This is a genomic window from Nitratireductor sp. CH_MIT9313-5 (assembly GCF_037029545.1).
GTDB lineage: Bacteria > Pseudomonadota > Alphaproteobacteria > Rhizobiales > Rhizobiaceae > Chelativorans.
In genome coordinates this window covers 440,070-458,190 of the sequence record NZ_JAYMER010000011.1, presented here as the reverse complement: position 1 = coordinate 458,190, position 18,121 = coordinate 440,070, and the positions used below count along the sequence as shown (strand labels likewise).

The window sequence follows — 18,121 nt, the reverse complement described above, 5'->3', positions numbered from 1 at the left end:
TAGTGGCGGGAGGCCTGGAACGGCCTTCCCGTATCGGCAGCCCGCAGAGGCTGCTCAGGAAAGCGCCACCTCGAGGAGGCGCTTTCTTTTTCCCTCGAACATCATCGCACTCAGAAGCCCGCCCTTCCACGCTCCCGTGTCGAGATTGACGCGGTTTGCATGGATGTCAGCGCGCCGCACCGGCGTGTGCCCATGGATGATCACCTTGGGGAACAACCCCAGATGGTTCTGGAACTCCTGCCTGATCCACATCAGATCATGCGGCACTTGCCGGTCCAGCGGCAGTTCCGGCCGGATGCCTGCGTGGCAGAAGAAGTAATCCCCATAGGTGAAGCTAAGCGGCAGATCGCGCATGAATGCGATGTGAGCCTGTGGAATCGCTTTGAGCAGTGAATCACGCGTCTGACGCATTTCATCCGGCGGCGCATCCGCCTGCAGGCTCACACCATATGAGGCGGCCGTCGTCTCCCCGCCATTGTTGACGAACAGGTTGTCGAGCGTCTTCCCGGCCAGAAAATCCAACAAGCCCTGGTCGTGATTGCCGGCCAAGGCTTGCACGCGCGATTCTTCGGCTGTGGTGCGTGCCAGGAAATCGAGCACCTGCGCTTCCTGTCCGCCGCGGTCGATATAGTCACCGAGATAAATGATACGCCAGTCGTTCGGGCGATCACGCTCGATCTCGTCCATGATGCGCGCATGCATTTCGGCCATCAGGTCGAAACGCCCGTGAATGTCGCCAATGGCGTAGAGGCGCAGGCCTTCCGGCGCTGCAGCCTCATCGAATGATATGCCTTCAGATGTCATCCACCACGATGATGTGCAGCGCACGCGGGCCATGGGCACCCAGCAACAGCTTCTGCTCGATATCGCCCGAGCGTGAAGGGCCGGTGATCATGTTTACCGTGCGCGGCATCACCCCTGCTCCGAATTTCTGACGCAGGCTTGCGAAAGCGCTCTCCAGATCGGGAGCAATCTCGCTCGCCTTCACGATGACGATATGGTGCTCGGGCAGGAAATTGACAGTGGTGGGGTTGTCGGAGCCGGAATGCAGGATCAGCGTTCCGGTCTCTGCAATGCCTGCGAAAGCATGGCTGACGCCGACCTCATCTTCCGGATCGGCGGGCCCGCGCTTCACATCCAGTGAGCGTACCTTGTCCCATGGCAACCTCTCAAGGCGGTTGTCCGCACCCATGCGGATGCTTGGAGCGAGGTTCTTGGAGCGCAGATAGTCGGCCACGGCCCGCGGAATGCTTTCCTGTCTACGCACACGCTGCACGGAGGCCGAAACCTTCTCCGCCATCTGACAGAAAAGCGCGGTGCGCTTGCGCCCTTCAAGATGCCCGCGCGCGGGAATGACGCCGTCGGGATGCTGGCTCAATCTTGCAGCCACCGCCGCGCGGCGCGCGCCACTGTCTCCGCCGCCAATCTGCGTGCGGAGCTTGTTCAAAATTGCATTGCGCCCGCTCATGCGGCACCTCCCTGCTTTGCCGCTTCGCGGTCGCGCCATTGCTGCATGAAAGTTCTGCTTTCAGGCGCCGGCATCTCGCGGTGGCGCGTCCAGCCGCCGGCGAAGGGCAGCCAGGAGAAACGCCGCTTCGTGCCTCCCATCAGTGAAAGCACCGGAATGGCAAGGGATGCTCCCAGCCGGTAGAGCTTGGGATGGCGAGCGAAAAAGGCCCAGCCTTTCAGGCCGTAGCGCTGGGTTGCAGGATTGAGCCGCCGCGAGAACTCACGCTCGCGCCAATGGCGCATCATGCGCGGCAGCGGAATGCGCATGGGGCAGACTTCCTCACAACGCCCGCAGAAGGTCGAGGCATTTGGCAGGTGCCCGCTCTTGTCGACACCGACCAGCGAGGGTGTCAGCACCGCGCCCATGGGGCCGGGATAGACCCAACCATAAGCATGGCCGCCAACGGAGTGATAGACAGGGCAATGGTTCATGCAGGCGCCACAGCGGATGCAGCGCAACATGTCCTGAAACTCCGTGCCCAGCATGGAGGAGCGGCCATTGTCCAGCAGGATGACGTGATATTCCTCCGGCCCATCCGGATCCCCCTCGCGGCGCGGGCCGGTGGAGAGCGTGGTGTAGACGCTCATGTCCTGACCCGTGGCGGAACGTGCAAGCACGCGCAGGATCTGGCTCACATCGTCCAGCGTCGGAACCACCTTCTCGATGGAGGCAACGACGATATGCACCTTTGGCAGGGTCTGGGTCAGATCGCCATTGCCCTCATTGGTAACAATGATGGAGGTGCCGGTCTCCGCGACCAGAAAATTTGCGCCGGTGATGCCCACATCGGCAGCGAAATATTCCGACCGCAGCACGCGACGTGCTTCTGCCAATAGCGATTCAGGCTCGGAAAGATCACGTGCCACCGGCAGGTGATCGTGCACGCGGCGGAAGTCGCTTTCCACCTGCTCCTTGTTCAGATGCACGGCGGGCGCAATAATATGGCTTGGCCGCTCCCCACGAAGCTGGATGATGTATTCGCCGAGGTCGGTCTCGACCGGGCGAATGCCCTGCTCCTCGAAGAAATCGTTGAGGCCGATTTCCTCGGTGATCATCGACTTGCCCTTGGTAACCGTGCGGGCATTCACGCTGCGGCAGATGTTCAGAATCGCCTGACGCGCATCCTCAGCGGTTTCGGCCCAGTGGACCTTGCCGCCAACCTCCTCCACCTTCTTTTCATAGGCTTCGAGATAGAGGTCGAGATGGGCCAGCGTGTGGTCCTTGATCTCGCGTGCAGAATCGCGAAGCGCGTCAAACTCCGGCAAGGCATCGATGGCTTTGAGGCGCTTGTCGATGAAGCCTGCGCGCACATTGCCGAGCGCCTTTTGCAGCTGCGCGTCGGCCAGTGCGCCCCTGGCATTTTCCTTGAACTCAGGTGACTTGATTTCCATCAGTTCCTGCCCCCGCCAATGGCCGGCTTGTCGTCCATGCCGGCCAGCACTTCGGCCACGTGCCGCACCTTGATGTCGCTGCCCTCGCGCTGCAGCTTGCCGGCCATGTTCATCAGACAACCCAGATCACCCGCCAACAGCGTCTCGGCACCGGAAGCCTTGATGTTGGCGCTCTTCTCCGAAACGATCTTGTTGGAGATGTCGGGATATTTGACGCAGAAGGTGCCGCCGAAACCGCAGCACACATCGCTGTCGCGCATTTCCCTAAGCTTCAACCCTTTCACCGAATCCAGAAGCTTGCGCGGCTGTTCGCGGATCTTCAGCTCACGCAGGCCCGAACAGGAATCGTGATAGGTCACGCTGCCCGCATGGGAAGCATCCACCGTATCGACGCCCAGAACATCGACGAGGAAGCTCATCAGTTCGTGCACCTTGGCCGAAAAGGCCTCGGCGCGTTCGGCCATGGGCGAATCCTTCAACAGCTCCGGGTAATGCTTCTTGAGCATGCCCGCGCAGGAGCCCGAAGGCGCGACCACATAATCGTAATCCTCGAACGCCTTGATCGTGTTTTCGGCAATCGCCGCCGCATCCGCGCGATCTCCGGAATTGAAGGCCGGCTGCCCGCAGCAGGTCTGCGCCATGGGTACGTCCACGTCACACCCGGCATCTTCCAGAAGCTTTACCGAAGCAAAGCCGACGGTCGGGCGAAACAGATCCACCAGACAGGTGACGAAAAGGCCGATGCGGGGTTTTTCATTGGTCATGTCGGTCAAGAAATTTCCTGCTTGCTATTCGGCCACGCCGGGCCGCCTTGGCTTGGAATTGCGTGAACTTGTTTCGGTGCGCTGGCGCAAACGCAGGGCGGATACCCGCTCCCATTCGCCGGTGCGCTCGGCTTCGGCGCTTGCACGCTCGACGAACGCAATATGATCGATCGCCGCCTTGCGTGCCTCTTCCGGCTTGCCGTCCCGGATTGCCTCGAAGATCGCGACATGCTGGGCAAGGAGCCGGTCACGCGCGCCCGGCAGATCGAACACTTTCGAGCGATTGTAGAAAACGCCTTCGGCCAGAAGGCGGTAGCAGGAGCGCATCGTGTGCAGCAGCACGAAGTTATGCGCGGCTTCGACCACTGCATTGTGGAACTCGGCGTCGATTTCCACCTGCTCTGCGAAATCCCCATGCTCATGGGCGTGGTGCATGCGCTGGATGACATCCTCCAGCAGCGCCTTGTCAGCCGGTGTTGCCCTGCGGGCAGCAAGCTCTGCCGCCACCGCCTCAACCTCGCGTCGATATTCCAAATAGTCGGCGGTAGCCTTCGGGTGCGTCGCAATAAGCTGGCGCATGGGATCGGCAAACACTTCGCCAACGATATTGGCAACGAATGTGCCACCGCCGGGGCGCGTGGCAAGAAGTCCGCGCGCTTCCAGCGCCTTTAGCGCATCACGCAGAATGGGGCGCGACACTTCCATATCCGCGGCCAGTTCCCGCTCGGCCGGCAACCGGTCACCATCGCGCAGTACCCCCTCCAGGATGAGCGCCTCGATCTGGCGCGCAACCTCGTCGGCTGTTCGCGAATGCTCTATGGCTGTGAATATGGTGGTCACGGCTGCTTCGTCTGATTGTTCGCGCAGAACTTATGGCTGCTCGCCCCTTGCGGTCAAGTTAACTTGCCGCGATTGCCGGAGATCGATGCGAAATTCGCTTGTACGCATACTTGGCTTGAAAGGCACTCATATCTCCGGTAACATTATTTTACCAATCGGAGCTCTTGGATGACCAGCCTGACCATGCCGGCGGCAGATGCCGCGACATTGAAGCGCCGCGAGGAGATCGTGCACGACATGCGCGTGATCTGCCCGGGCGAAGGCGTTGTCGACACGGTCAACGAGATGCGTGCCTTCGAAAGCGACGGGCTGACGGCTTACCGCCAACTCCCGCTGGTGGTGGTGCTGCCGGAAAACACGCGGCAGGTCTCCCGCATCCTGAAATATTGTCACGAGCGCAATATCCGCGTGGTCCCGCGCGGCTCGGGCACATCCTTGTCTGGCGGCGCGTTGCCGCTTGAAGATGCTGTGCTTCTGGTAATGAGCCGCTTCAACCGCATTCTCGATATCGATCTTGCCAACCGCGCTGTGGTCGCACAGCCCGGCGTTACCAATCTGGGCATTACCCATGCGGTCGAGGAGGAGGGCTTCTATTACGCGCCCGACCCGTCATCGCAGATCGCGTGCTCCATCGGCGGCAATGTGGCGGAGAATTCCGGTGGCGTTCACTGCCTCAAATACGGGCTCACGGCCAACAATGTGCTGGGCGTCGAAATGGTCCTGATGAATGGCGACATCATCCGGCTTGGCGGCAAGCATCTGGATGCCGAAGGTTATGACATGCTGGGGCTGATGACAGGCTCCGAAGGCCTGCTCGGCGTCGTCACGGAGGTCACCGTGCGCGTCCTGAAAAAGCCGGAGACGGCACGTGCAATGCTGATCGGATTTCCATCGAGCGAAGAAGCCGGGCAATGCGTGGCCGACATCATCGGTGCGGGCATCATTCCCGGCGGCATGGAGATGATGGATCGCCCTGCCATTCACGCGGCGGAAGACTTCGTGCAGGCCGGTTATCCGCTGGATGTCGAGGCGCTTCTGATCGTCGAGCTGGACGGTCCGATGGCCGAGGTCGATCATCTCATCGAGCGGGTCGAGGCTATCGCCCGCAACAATGGTGCCACCACCAGCCGCGTTTCACACTCTGAAGAGGAACGCGCGAATTTCTGGGCTGGACGCAAGGCCGCCTTCCCGGCCGTCGGGCGCATCTCGCCGGACTATTACTGCATGGACGGCACGATCCCCCGCAAGGAGCTGCCGCGCGTTCTGGCAGGCATGCGCGAACTTTCCGAAAAATACGGGTTGCGGGTCGCCAATGTCTTCCATGCGGGCGACGGCAATCTTCACCCGCTCATTCTCTATGACGCCAACAAGCCGGGTGAACTGGAGCGCGCGGAGGATTTTGGCGCGGACATTCTGCGCCTTTGTGTTGAAGTGGGCGGCGTGCTTACCGGCGAGCATGGCGTGGGCGTGGAGAAGCGCGATCTCATGCCCGAAATGTTCAACGAGATCGACCTCAAGCAGCAGATCCGCGTGAAATGCGCCTTCGACCCCAACCACCTTTTGAATCCCGGCAAGGTCTTCCCACAACTCCACCGCTGCGCCGAACTCGGACGCATGCATATCCATCGCGGCCAGGTGCCGTTTCCGGAACTTGAGAGGTTTTGATTTGGAGGTAAGGCATAACTGCCTTACATTTGGATCAGAACATCGGAAAGGCGCAGAGCGATGACGACATTAACGGTGACAGCCAAGGGCCAGGTGACGCTGAAGAAGGACCTTCTGCAGCATCTGGGCGTAAAGCCCGGCCAGAAGATCGAGGTAAGCGCCCTGCCCGACGGGCGGCTGACGATACAGGCGGCTGCGAGGAAAGGAAGCTGGGAAGACGCTTTCGGCTGCCTCGCGGGCAAGACGGATAAGGTCGCCACGATCGAGGAAATGAATGAAGCCATCGCCAAAGGCTGGGCGGGGCTTCTGTGAGGGTTACCGCTGATACAAACCTGCTGGTTCGCCTTGTGACCAGGGATGATGAAGCTCAGGCGCAAACGGCCTATCGCCTTCTTTCCACCGCAGAGCGGGTGGTTATCACATTGCCAAGTCTGTGCGAGATGGTCTGGGTGCTGCGCAGCATCTACCGCTTCAGCAACCAGGAATGCGCCACAGCGGTCCGCACCGTCACTGACCCGCCAAATGTGGTGCACGATGTCTCTGCCGTCGAAGCCGGAATACACTTGCTCGACGCCGGTGGTGACTTCGCGGATGCCGCCATTGCACGAAGCGGCATTGATCAGGGCGGCGATATCTTCATCAGCTTCGACCGCGAAGCGGTCGCACAGCTCAACAGCTTCGGCCTTCCCGCCCGCGACGCAAGCGAGATTGCATGACCCGATTTACTCCCACCACTGCTGACGACGTACTCTCCACCGTTCAGTGGGCGCTTGCCGAGGAGGCGCGGCTTGAGGTCGTGGGTCATGGCTCGAAGCGGGCCATTGGCCATATGGTTGATGCCGAACATCAGATTGATCTGTCCAGCCTCACCGGCATCACGCTCTACGAGCCGGAAGAGCTGGTTCTTTCCGCGCGCGCCGGCACACCCGTGGCGGAGATCGAGGCGCTTTTGGCCGAGCATAGTCAGCGGCTGGATTTCGAACCCATGGACTATGGCCCGCTTCTGGGCGGTGAGGCTGGGCGCGGGACGATAGGTGGCTTGTTGGCGACGAACCTCGCCGGTCCACGCCGCCTGAAAGCCGGCTCCGCGCGTGACCACGTGCTTGGCATTCAAGCCGTCTCCGGACGTGGCGAAGCGTTCAAGTCGGGTGGACGCGTGGTGAAAAACGTTACCGGCTATGATCTGTCGAAGGGGCTTGCCGGCTCCTGGGGCACGCTGGCCGTCGTGACTGATGTCACCTTCAAGGTTCTGCCGGCGACGGAAACAGAAAAGACACTGCTGCTGACCGGTCTTGACGATGCCGCGGCCACGACAGCCATGGCAGAGGCCATGGGTTCAAGCGGCGAGGTCTCCGGCGCCGCACATTTGCCGGAAGGGGTGAAGGGCAGTTTCATCGGCGGGGCGCTGCCGGGCGCGGCAACAGTTCTGCGCGTGGAAGGGTTCGGCCCATCGGTCGATTACCGCATAGATCTACTTGCGCGCCTGTTGAAGCCCTTGGGCGCAGCTGAGGTTCTCGACGCGGAACAAAGTCGGACGCTATGGCGTGAAATCCGCGATGTGAAACCGTTCAGCGACGGCTCTGAAGCCCCTGTCTGGCGTGTATCAGTCGCACCCACCGTCGGGCATCAGCTGGTGGATGCTTTCCGCCGGGCTGCGGGTGCCAATGCGTATTACGATTGGCAGGGCGGGCTCGTCTGGATGCGCATGGAAGCCGACCCGGAGGCCGAGATCCTGCGCAAGCTGATCGACCATATGGGCGGCGGCCATGCAACGCTGATACGCGCCTCGGAAAAGCTGCGGGCAGCCACGCCGGTCTTCCTTCCCCAACCGGCGGCGCTCGCCGCCCTTTCGGCCCGACTGAAAGAGCAATTCGACCCGAAGAACATCCTCAATTTTGGCAGGATGGTCTCAACCGCCGAGGGTGCTAAAGTCGCCGATGTATCTCTCACCGGAGGACCATCATGAGCGACATCAACAATCCCAATCCGTCACCTGAGCGGGCACCAGAACGCAAGACCGACCGCTGGCTTGAGCCGGGACCCACCAATATCCAGGTCATCTATATCCTTTATCTCGTCAGCTTCGTCATCGGCATTACCGCGCTAATCGGCATCGTGCTGGCCTATATGAACCGCGGCAAGGCGGAAGGCTGGGTGGAAAGCCATTATATCTGGGCCATCCGCACCTTCTGGATCGGCCTCCTCTTCGGCTTCATCTCGATGATCCTCATGATGGTGGGCATCGGTTTCCTGTTGATGTTCGCCGTCGCTGTCTGGGCCGTCATTCGCATCGTCATCGGCCTCAAAGCCGTCTCCAACAACGAGCCCATCGCCAATCCGCAAAGCTGGATGTTGTAACCTTCATGCAGACCAACTTCACGGCCGAGCAGCTGGCCGATCCCGCCACAGCCGAGTCCGAGCAGATCCTGCGCAAATGCGTGCATTGCGGGTTCTGCACCGCCACCTGCCCCACCTATGTGGAGCTTGGCAACGAGCTGGATAGCCCGCGCGGGCGCATCTATCTCATCAAGGACATGCTGGAGAATGGCCGACCAGCCGACCGTGAAGTTGTCACACATATCGACCGGTGCCTTTCATGCCTGTCCTGCATGACCACCTGCCCTTCAGGCGTGAACTACATGCACCTGGTCGATCATGCGCGGGTCCATATTGAGAAGACCTATCGCCGCCCGTTGCATGAGCGGATGATCCGCACGCTTCTGGCGAAGACATTGCCCTATCCGGGCCGTTTCCGCGCCTCGCTCAAACTGGCAAGACTGGGCAAGCCCTTCGCACCCCTTTTCCGTGCCATACCCGGCCTCAAGTCGCTTGCGGCCATGTTGACGCTTGCGCCCGACAGCGTGCCACCGGCATCACAAGTCCCAGCACATGGTGCTCATGAGCCAATGAGCGGGACACGCGGACGCGTTGCACTTCTGTCCGGTTGCGCGCAGTCCGTACTCGATCCGGAAATCAATGCGGCAACCATTCGCCTTCTGACGCGGCTTGGGTACGAAACCGTCGTGCCTGCTGGCGAAGGCTGCTGCGGAGCGCTGGTGCATCACATGGGTCGGGAGGACGAGGCGCTCGCTTTCGCCCGCAACAATGTCGATGTGTGGCTGCGCGAAATCGAACGCGGTGGCCTCGACGCCATCATCATCACGACTTCGGGCTGCGGCACGACAATCAAGGACTACGGTCACATGCTGCGACTTGATCCCGATTATGCGGCGAAGGCTGCGCGCGTCTCGGCCCTTGCAAAGGATGTCAGCGAGTTTCTCGATACTGTGGAGCTTCCCGAGCCGGAGCATGTGAGCGATCTGAAGGTGACCTATCACTCGGCATGCTCCATGCAACATGGTCAGCGCATCCGTCGCCAGCCAAAGGCACTCCTCGCCAAGGCGGGCTTTATCGTACGCGAACCGCGCGAGGGCCATTTGTGCTGCGGGTCGGCGGGCACATACAATATCATGCAGCCGGAGATTTCCGCGCGCCTGCGCCGTCGCAAGGTGAAAAATATCGAGGCGACGAAGCCCAATGTCATCGCCACCGGCAATATCGGCTGCATCACGCAGATCGCCGGCGGAACCGACACACCCATCCTGCACACGGTGCAGCTGCTCGACTGGGCCTTTGGGGGACCAAAGCCGGAAGCGCTTGGCTGAGACAGCAAAAAGGCAGCGTCTCCCTCAAGACGCTGCCTTTCAACAAGCCTGCTGCGCTTTTACAGCGCGCAAGGCCTGCCCCCGCCTGCGGTTGCTACAGTACCACGACCTTGGTACCGACCGATACACGATTGTACAGGTCCATCACATCTTCGTTGCGCATGCGGATGCAGCCTGAAGAAACAGCCTGCCCGATCGACCAGGGCGCATTGGTGCCGTGGATTCGATAGAGCGTCGAACCAAGATAGAGGGCACGTGCGCCAAGCGGGTTGGCGGGACCGCCCTTCATGTGGACCGGAAGGATGCGGCCCTTCTTCTTCTCACGCGCAATCATCTCTGCTGGCGGACGCCAGTCGGGCCATTCGCGCTTGCGCGTGATCTTCTCGGTGCCGCGCCACTCGAAGCCTTCCTTGCCAACACCAACGCCATAGCGACGCGCCTTGCCTCCGGCCTCGACGAGGTAAAGGAACCGGTTTGCCGTATCGACCACCACCGTTCCGGGTCCGTGCGGTCCGCTGTATTCCACCACCTGTGGCAGATAGATCGGATCGATCTGCGGCTTCTGTTTTGCCGGAGGACGGGCAGCGAGTGCCGCCTGTTGCTGCGGGCGAACCTGCTGCGGCTGCACGACTTGGCGCTGCTGTCGGTAAACGGGTTGTGCCTGGCGATATTGCGGCTGTGCCTGGCGCACAACGCGCTGGCGCTGATATTGGCGCGGCTGGACACGCTGAGCCTGGCGAAGCTGCAGCACCCAGGGAGCCGACAGATCTGGGCTCACCATCACCGGCGGCGGCTCGACATAGCGTGTCTGCGCACCCGCACCACCCGCGCCCAGCAGCGCGGCAGCTGTTACTGCAGCAGCAAGAAATCGTTTCATGCTCGTGTCATCCCTGTTCGCTCCGGCACCGGCCAGAGACATTGCGGATCCGGCCCGGAACCTGCGAAAGGTGCCAGCCTTGTCAGGATGCTGCATCAGTGACAGCGAGCGAATGGTGAATCCATTTTCATAAAATGCCACCATCGCGCGACTCGCTGCAGATGTGGTTACTGCCGGGTTTTTGCAGAAGGTGAATCCGCGGTTAATTCGCGGCCGGATGGGGACATGTGTGATGAAAGACGAGAAAACCGGGCTGCTCGAAGGCCCCGATGGAAAGATACGCTGTTTCTGGCACGGCAATCTCCCCGACTATCTGGCCTATCACGATCACGAATGGGGTCGGCCGGTCACCGATGATCACCGCCTGTTTGAAAAGATCTGCCTTGAAGGATTTCAGTCAGGCCTGTCCTGGCTCACCATCCTGCGCAAGCGCGAGAATTTCCGCGAGGCATTCGAGGGTTTCGAGTTCGAGCGCGTGGCGAGGTTCACGGAAGATGATGTGGAGCGTCTTCTCACCAATGCCGGCATCGTGCGTCACGGCGGCAAGATCCGCTCCACCATCAACAATGCAAAGCGCGCGGTGGAGTTGGCAGAAATGGAAGGCTCGCTCGCGGCCTATTTCTGGCGGCACGAACCACCTGCCGATGAGCGCCCTGCCGTCATGGATTTCGCGACACTGCGCACGAACCCTACGACCAAACACTCGACCGCGCTTTCCAAGGACCTGAAGAAGCGCGGCTGGAGCTTTGTCGGTCCCACCACCGTCTACGCCTTCATGCAGGCCATGGGCCTCGTAAACGACCACCTCGCTGGCTGCTGCATGCGCGAGGACGTGGAGCAGGAACGGCAGGCATTGGTGCGGCCGGGGTGAAGGGAGTGGGTGGGTGACGGTGAATGGGGAATGGTGAATGGTGGCGCCCCTTCACGCCCCCCTCTGTCCTGCCGGACATCTCCCCCACGGGTGGGGAGATTGGCTGGCATGGATGGTCTCGCTTATCCATCCGGATGTGGCGCCGACATGGCCGCGAGTGATCTCCCCCCATGTGGGGGAGATGTCCGGCAGGACAGAGGGGGGCGCGCAGGGGCGGGAACCTTCAAGCCGAGTGCCCACACCCCATCATCACCACGCCCGCGGAACCGCGTCTGGTCATTGTCAAAGAACCGGGAAGACGGGCGGCCACAGTGACGCCAGTCTGAGTTTTATATTTGCGACCCTGAGGCCGCCCGTCCGGCCGCTGTCCCGCTGTTGGTCGGTCACTCCGGCCCCGCTTGTTGGCCCCGGCTGCACCTTCTTCAGGTGGTCTTTGCCGGGCAAGCGCTGCCCTCGCGGCTTCTCCGCAGCTTTCGCATCGTCTGTCACCCGATGCTACCGGCCGCCGACCTGTCGCGGGCCCTCACATGCTCCGGGTACCGAACCCGAAGGGGAGGCTGCCGCCGCCCTCCCCGCCTGCCCGGTGCGCATCCGGGTTCCCGTGAGGGCGATAGCTGGAGTGTAGTGCGGGTGGCGATGGCGGGGATGGAATGGGTGAATGGTGAGTAATGAATAGCGAATTGGGAGGGCCATCATCAGCGTCGTCATTCCATGGCTTGACCGTGGGATTCAGGGCTTTGCGGGGGATGAAGGGTTCTGGAGGCGGAGATGGAGTGCGTGCTGGGGCGGTCGGGTTTTATCCTCGCCGTTCCGGCATGGATCCTCGGCACAAGGCCGAGAATGACGGCGGTCTGGTAGGTGCTCGTTCGTGATGTGGATAGGATTGCGCCCTTGCGCCCCCCCTCTGTCCTGCCGGACATCTCCCCCTCAAGGGGGGAGATTGGCTGGCATGAATGTCTCGCTTATCCTCCGAGATGGGGGTGCTGACATGGCCGCGAGTGATCTCCACCCTTGTGGGGGGTGAGTAGCGGTTGACCGCAGGTCAAGACAAAGCCAACGATTTGGCTTTGTCAACGCCCGAACGTGCGGAGCGCAGCCTGGCAAGGCAGAGGGGGGGGCGATCTTGGGATAAACCGCAAAGTAAAAGCGCCCCCGTCATCCCGGCCGAGCGCAGCGAGAGCCGGGACCTATTGAGGGACGCGGCCGGTTTCCGCAGAAGGGGCAGGTGGTTCTGGTAGGTGCATCAGCGAGGACCGGGCCGCGGTCTGCGATCATCTGCCAATGGGTCCCGGATAGCCTTCGGCTTCCGGGATGACGGGGTGGAAAATGGGCGCTGCTCCAGGTTCGTGATCCTATGGCTTGTCCATAGGATCTGCGGTCTGCTCAACTTGCTCAGCACAGGCGTGCTTCTTTGCGGCAGATCCTCGGCACAAGGCCGAGGATGACGGCAGTTGGTATGTGCCTGAATGACCCAAGTAGAAAAATCGCGCTCACGAATTCTTGACTCGGAGCCGGGGCGATATTATCTCCGTCGCCGTTAGCACTCTCCACAGGTGAGTGCTAACACACCTCGGGCGACCGGGTGGAGTTCAAACCTGTTTCATCATCGAAATCAAGGGTTCAGGATAATGGCCAAGACGAATTTTCGCCCGCTTCATGACCGTGTAGTCGTCCGCCGGGTCGAATCCGAAGAGAAGACGGCTGGTGGCATCATCATCCCAGACACCGCGAAGGAAAAGCCGCAGGAAGGCGAAGTCATCGCTGTTGGCAATGGCGCACGTGACGAGACCGGCAAGGTTGTTCCGCTGGACGTCAAGGAAGGCGACCGCGTTCTCTTCGGCAAGTGGTCCGGCACTGAAGTCAAGCTCAATGGTGAGGACCTCCTCATCATGAAAGAGTCCGACATCATGGGCGTCGTCGGCTAATCAGCCGCCCCATCGAACCAAACGGAAACGGCTTCACGAAGCCCTTAGGAGCTAGAGAAACATGGCTGCAAAAGAAGTAAAATTCTCCCGCGACGCGCGTGAGCGCATGCTGCGCGGCGTCAACATCCTCGCAGACGCAGTAAAGGTTACGCTCGGCCCGAAAGGCCGCAACGTTGTCCTCGACAAGTCCTTCGGCGCACCGCGCATCACCAAGGACGGCGTCTCCGTCGCCAAGGAAATCGAGCTTGAAGACAAGTTCGAGAACATGGGCGCACAGATGGTGCGCGAGGTCGCTTCCAAGACCAACGACATCGCTGGTGACGGCACGACCACCGCAACCGTTCTGGCCCAGGCCATCGTTCAGGAAGGTGCCAAGGCTGTTGCTGCCGGCATGAACCCGATGGACCTCAAGCGCGGCATCGACAAGGCTGTTGACGATGTTGTTGCCTACCTGACCAAGGCTGCCAAGGACATCAACACCTCTGACGAAGTTGCCCAGGTCGGCACGATTTCCGCCAATGGCGAGAAATCCATCGGCCAGATGATTGCCGACGCGATGCAGAAAGTCGGCAATGAGGGCGTTATCACCGTCGAGGAAGCCAAGACCGCCGAGACCGAGCTCGAGGTCGTCGAAGGCATGCAGTTCGACCGTGGCTACCTGTCGCCTTACTTCGTGACCAATCCGGAAAAGATGGTTGCAGAGCTCGAGGATGCATACATCCTTCTCCACGAGAAGAAGCTCTCCAACCTGCAGGCCATGCTGCCGGTTCTGGAATCGGTTGTTCAGTCTTCCAAGCCGCTCGTCATCATTGCTGAAGACGTCGAAGGCGAAGCTCTTGCAACGCTCGTCGTCAACAAGCTGCGCGGCGGCCTGAAGATTGCTGCTGTCAAGGCTCCGGGCTTCGGCGACCGCCGCAAGGCCATGCTGGAAGACATCGCGATCCTCACCGGTGGCCAGGTCATCTCCGAAGATCTCGGCATCAAGCTCGAGAATGTCACGCTCGACATGCTCGGCCGCGCCAAGAAGGTCTCCATCACCAAGGAGAACACCACCATCGTTGATGGTGCTGGCCAGAAGGCAGAGATCGAAGGTCGCGTTGCACAGATCAAGCAGCAGATCGAAGAGACCTCTTCCGACTATGACCGCGAGAAGCTGCAGGAGCGCCTTGCAAAGCTGGCAGGCGGCGTTGCCGTGATCCGCGTCGGTGGTTCCACCGAAGTGGAAGTGAAGGAGCGCAAGGACCGCGTCGACGACGCTCTGAACGCAACCCGCGCTGCTGTCGAGGAAGGCATCGTTCCTGGCGGTGGCACGGCTCTGCTGCGCGCTTCCGTCCAGATCAGCGCAACGGGCGAAAACCCGGATCAGGAAGCTGGCATCAACATCGTTCGCCGCGCCGTTCAGGCTCCGGCTCGCCAGATCGTCACCAATGCCGGTGAAGAAGCTTCCATCGTGGTTGGCAAGATCCTCGAGAACTCCGAGGTTACCTTCGGCTACAACGCTCAGACCGGCGAATATGGCGACATGATCAAGATGGGCATCGTCGATCCGATGAAGGTCGTACGCACCGCCCTGCAGGATGCAGCTTCGGTCGCAGGCCTGCTGATCACCACCGAAGCCATGGTCGCAGAACTTCCGAAGAAGGAAGGCGGCGCAGCTGCTCCCGACATGGGCGGCATGGGTGGCATGGGCGGCATGGGCTTCTAAGCCAGCCTCCATTCCGACTTATCAGAAGGGCGTCCCTCGGGGCGCCCTTTTCTTTTGTGCGTATCTGACCGCTTACCTCCCGCACCGTCTCTGGCGAGGCATCGAATCCAGCTGTCGGATGTGCAGGATCCGCGCAAAAGAGCTGCATTAAAAATTCTTCATGCTCCTCCGGGCACTTGCAACTTTACGTGAGAGTGCCAAATCAAGCGTCTACCATGAAATTTTTGAAAGAATGGGGCTTGTCACACGCCCTTCACTGAGATGTTATAGTCAATAAACACAAGGGTTTAGCCTTCCCATAGGTCAAGCTCCTGACAACGATGTGTCAGGGATCAATTTAAAGGCCTGCTTTAGACGACATATCGTTCACCATCCGCGGCATTTAAGGTGCCGGCTCAACTTCGTACATCCCGGTTGTTCAACGAGCGACGTTCCTCCCAAGACGCCGCCACAACAATCGGAGTATGAAAATGCGTAATATCCTTATCCTCACCGCAGTCGCTTCCACCCTGGCCGTTTCCGGCGCTTCCGCTGCTTCCCTGGACTTCTACAGCAGCGAGCAGAACGAAGCTCCTGTCTACAACACCGAAGCTGCTTACGGCGTTTCCAATGAGACCACCGCATCGGTCGGCACTCGCAATGTCACTGCCGGCTTCTCCGCCGCTCAGGGCTTTGCCGTCAGCGACTCCAACGACCGCACCGCACCGTCCTTCGTGATCGAGCGCTAATCGCTCAATCACCAGGCACTACTCCGAAGAGGGCGGCACCTAGAGGCCGCCCTTCTTCCCCCTCCCCTCCAGTTCCCCATTCAAAGAAGAGAGAGTGCAGAACATGCGTAAGCTCATCATTGCGACCGCCATTGCCTCCACCTTCGCCGTCGGCAGCGCATCTGCCTTCGACATTCGCATGACCGTTCAGGACAATTTCCCAGGAACCCAGTACAATCAGACCGGCGTTTCCCAGGAGACGACAGGCTCGATCAAGGCGCGAAAGAAGGCCGGTTTCTCGGCTGCCCAGGGCTTCTCGGTCAGCGATTCCGACGACCGTCAGGTGCCGAGCTTCGTCCAGACGCGCTGAAGCGGTTGAAGAAAAATATGTTTCGAGAAAAGGGTGGTCCCGCGGGGCCGCCCTTTCTTGTTGTTGAAGCATGCAAGCCTGCGGTTTCAATCGGTTGGAAGATGCTGGAGCCATTGCAAAAGGAATGAGCACAGGCCATTAAACCCGCGCGGAATATCTGACCCGCGCAGCCGCTTTCCCGAGGGGACAATCCCGACCCGAAACTTCGAAGTGGCGCGCTCAACGCAGTGGAGCTTGTTCGCATGGCGAAAACACGTACCGAGACCGACACATTTGGCCCGCTCGAAGTGGATGCAACCCGCTATTGGGGTGCGCAGACGCAGCGCTCGCTCAGCAATTTCAAGATCGGCACCGAGAAGATGCCCGTTCCGCTGGTGCGCGCGCTCGGCATCGTCAAGCAGGCGGCTGCGGAAGTGAATATCGCGCTCGGCAAGCTTGATCCGAAGATCGGCGAGGCCATGGTTGCGGCTGCAAAGGAAGTGGTCGAAGGCAAGCATGACGAGCACTTCCCGCTTTCAGTCTGGCAGACGGGCTCGGGCACGCAGTCCAACATGAACACAAACGAGGTGATCTCGAACCGCGCCATCGAGATCCTTGGCGGCGAGATGGGCTCCAAGAAGCCGGTTCACCCCAATGACCATGTGAATATGGGCCAGTCGTCCAACGACACCTTCCCCACCGCCATGCATATCGCGGCGGCGCGCGAGGCTTCTGCCGAGCTTCTGCCTGCCCTTGAATATCTGACCGATGCGCTGGACGAGAAGGCGAAGGCCTTCGACAAGATCGTGAAGATCGGTCGCACGCATACGCAGGATGCGACACCACTGACGCTCGGCCAGGAGTTTTCCGGTTATGTTGCGGCGCTGAAGCTTTCGGCCAAGCGCATCGAGCATGCGATGGGCGATGTCTATGCGCTGGCCCAGGGCGGCACTGCTGTCGGCACCGGCCTCAATGCGCCGATCGGCTTTGACAAGAAGTTTGCCGACAAGGTTGCAGAGATCACGGGCCTGCCCTTCCGCACGGCGGAAAACAAGTTTGAGGCTCTTGCCAGCCACGGCGCGCTGAACGCATTCCATGGGGCGCTGAATGCACTTGCTGCCGATCTCTTCAAGATCGCCAACGATATCCGCTTTCTGGGTTCGGGTCCGCGATCGGGCCTCGGTGAACTGAAGCTGCCGGAGAACGAGCCGGGCTCCTCCATCATGCCAGGCAAGGTGAACCCGACCCAGGCGGAGGCGCTGACCATGGTGGCAACGCAGGTGATGGGCAACCAGACCACGGTTTCCGTTGCTTCAAGCCAAGGCCATTTCGAGTTGAACGTCTTCAAGCCGGTCGTCGCCAATGCCGTTCTGCAGTCGATCCGCATTCTGACCGACGCCATGCGTTCCTTCGCGGACAATTGCGTAAAGGGCATCGAGGCGGATGAGGAGCGCATCGCCGACCTGATGAAGCGCTCGCTCATGCTGGTGACCGCACTCGCCCCGGCCATCGGCTATGACAATGCGGCTGCGATTGCCAAGGCAGCACACAAGAACGGCACGACGCTGCGCGAGGAAGCGCTGAAGAGCGGTCATGTCTCGGAAGAGGATTATGATCGTCTGGTGCGGCCGGAGCTGATGATCGCGCCGAAGTAAAAACGGAAGCGCCCACTCCGAAACTCAAGGAGTGGGCGCGCACCGGGGGAGGAAGGGAACACGCGCCGGACGGGACAAGGGTGGGTGCCATTCCCATGGCCAGGCGGGAAACCGGAAAAACCTAACCTGTGCCCTGTACCGCCACGTCCGGTTGACACGGCGCGTGCTCTTGCCTTCCAAATGCCGGCACCCTTTTG

General features: G+C 60.6%; 18 protein-coding genes. 12 read left to right on the top strand and 6 right to left on the bottom strand.

Going from position 1 to position 18,121, the window contains the following annotated elements; translation table 11 throughout:
* Positions 1–54: 54 nt before the first annotated feature.
* The 5 genes from WA367_RS06190 to WA367_RS06170 are packed head-to-tail and all read right to left on the bottom strand — an operon-like array spanning position 55 to position 4,505.
* A complete protein-coding gene (locus WA367_RS06190; RefSeq protein ID WP_336055907.1) occupies positions 55–804 on the bottom strand; it encodes a metallophosphoesterase in 750 nt (249 codons plus the stop codon).
* Positions 794–1,468: a LutC/YkgG family protein gene (locus WA367_RS06185; protein WP_336055906.1), complete on the bottom strand. Its 675-nt coding sequence runs from the start codon at positions 1,466–1,468 to the stop codon at positions 794–796. The genes WA367_RS06190 and WA367_RS06185 overlap by 11 nt, the downstream gene beginning before the upstream one ends.
* Complete coding sequence (locus WA367_RS06180; RefSeq protein WP_336055905.1) at positions 1,465–2,901, bottom strand: LutB/LldF family L-lactate oxidation iron-sulfur protein; 1,437 nt, start codon at positions 2,899–2,901, stop codon at positions 1,465–1,467. The genes WA367_RS06185 and WA367_RS06180 overlap by 4 nt, the downstream gene beginning before the upstream one ends.
* Entirely contained in the window at positions 2,901–3,665 is a 765-nt protein-coding gene (locus WA367_RS06175; protein WP_336056050.1) for a (Fe-S)-binding protein, read from the bottom strand. Before WA367_RS06175 ends, WA367_RS06180 begins: the two co-directional genes overlap by 1 nt.
* A 24-nt stretch (positions 3,666–3,689) precedes the next feature.
* Positions 3,690–4,505, bottom strand: a complete 816-nt coding sequence (locus WA367_RS06170; RefSeq protein ID WP_336055904.1) for a FadR/GntR family transcriptional regulator — start codon at positions 4,503–4,505, stop codon at positions 3,690–3,692.
* Between the two features lie 168 nt (positions 4,506–4,673).
* Between WA367_RS06170 and WA367_RS06165 the strand changes: the two genes are divergently transcribed.
* From WA367_RS06165 to glcF, 6 genes are read left to right on the top strand one after another with little or no spacing between them, the layout of a single operon-like run.
* Positions 4,674–6,170 (top strand): FAD-linked oxidase C-terminal domain-containing protein, encoded by a 1,497-nt coding sequence (locus WA367_RS06165; protein ID WP_336055903.1) that lies wholly within the window; start codon positions 4,674–4,676, stop codon positions 6,168–6,170.
* Positions 6,171–6,230: 60 nt separating this feature from the next.
* Complete coding sequence (locus tag WA367_RS06160) at positions 6,231–6,482, top strand: AbrB/MazE/SpoVT family DNA-binding domain-containing protein (RefSeq protein WP_036482433.1); 252 nt, start codon at positions 6,231–6,233, stop codon at positions 6,480–6,482.
* Positions 6,479–6,886 (top strand): type II toxin-antitoxin system VapC family toxin, encoded by a 408-nt coding sequence (locus WA367_RS06155; protein ID WP_336055902.1) that lies wholly within the window; start codon positions 6,479–6,481, stop codon positions 6,884–6,886. The genes WA367_RS06160 and WA367_RS06155 overlap by 4 nt, the downstream gene beginning before the upstream one ends.
* Complete coding sequence (locus WA367_RS06150) at positions 6,883–8,136, top strand: FAD-binding protein (RefSeq protein WP_336055901.1); 1,254 nt, start codon at positions 6,883–6,885, stop codon at positions 8,134–8,136. The genes WA367_RS06155 and WA367_RS06150 overlap by 4 nt, the downstream gene beginning before the upstream one ends.
* The gene (locus WA367_RS06145; RefSeq protein WP_336055900.1) at positions 8,133–8,528 is read left to right on the top strand and encodes a DUF4870 family protein; all 396 of its coding nucleotides are present in this window, start codon (positions 8,133–8,135) and stop codon (positions 8,526–8,528) included. The genes WA367_RS06150 and WA367_RS06145 overlap by 4 nt, the downstream gene beginning before the upstream one ends.
* 5 nt (positions 8,529–8,533) lie before the next feature.
* Positions 8,534–9,835, top strand: coding sequence for a glycolate oxidase subunit GlcF (gene glcF, locus WA367_RS06140; RefSeq protein ID WP_336055899.1), 1,302 nt, complete (start codon positions 8,534–8,536; stop codon positions 9,833–9,835).
* Positions 9,836–9,929: 94 nt separating this feature from the next.
* Here glcF and WA367_RS06135 read toward each other — a convergent pair whose 3' ends face one another.
* On the bottom strand, positions 9,930–10,712 hold the full coding sequence (locus WA367_RS06135) for a L,D-transpeptidase (protein WP_336055898.1): 783 nt from the start codon (positions 10,710–10,712) through the stop codon (positions 9,930–9,932).
* 232 nt (positions 10,713–10,944) lie between these two features.
* Between WA367_RS06135 and WA367_RS06130 the strand changes: the two genes are divergently transcribed.
* The 6 genes from WA367_RS06130 (at position 10,945) to fumC (ending at position 17,924) form a co-directional block, all read left to right on the top strand.
* On the top strand, positions 10,945–11,583 hold the full coding sequence (locus WA367_RS06130; protein ID WP_336055897.1) for a DNA-3-methyladenine glycosylase I: 639 nt from the start codon (positions 10,945–10,947) through the stop codon (positions 11,581–11,583).
* Positions 11,584–13,211: 1,628 nt separating this feature from the next.
* Positions 13,212–13,508 (top strand): co-chaperone GroES, encoded by a 297-nt coding sequence (groES, locus tag WA367_RS06125; RefSeq protein ID WP_036482449.1) that lies wholly within the window; start codon positions 13,212–13,214, stop codon positions 13,506–13,508.
* Between the two features lie 61 nt (positions 13,509–13,569).
* A complete protein-coding gene (gene groL, locus WA367_RS06120) occupies positions 13,570–15,213 on the top strand; it encodes a chaperonin GroEL (RefSeq protein ID WP_336055896.1) in 1,644 nt (547 codons plus the stop codon).
* Between the two features lie 470 nt (positions 15,214–15,683).
* A complete protein-coding gene (locus tag WA367_RS06115; protein ID WP_336055895.1) occupies positions 15,684–15,941 on the top strand; it encodes a hypothetical protein in 258 nt (85 codons plus the stop codon).
* Between the two features lie 103 nt (positions 15,942–16,044).
* Positions 16,045–16,290, top strand: a complete 246-nt coding sequence (locus WA367_RS06110; protein ID WP_336055894.1) for a hypothetical protein — start codon at positions 16,045–16,047, stop codon at positions 16,288–16,290.
* A gap of 242 nt (positions 16,291–16,532) precedes the next feature.
* Positions 16,533–17,924, top strand: a complete 1,392-nt coding sequence (gene fumC, locus WA367_RS06105; RefSeq protein WP_336055893.1) for a class II fumarate hydratase — start codon at positions 16,533–16,535, stop codon at positions 17,922–17,924.
* Positions 17,925–18,121 lie beyond the last annotated feature (197 nt).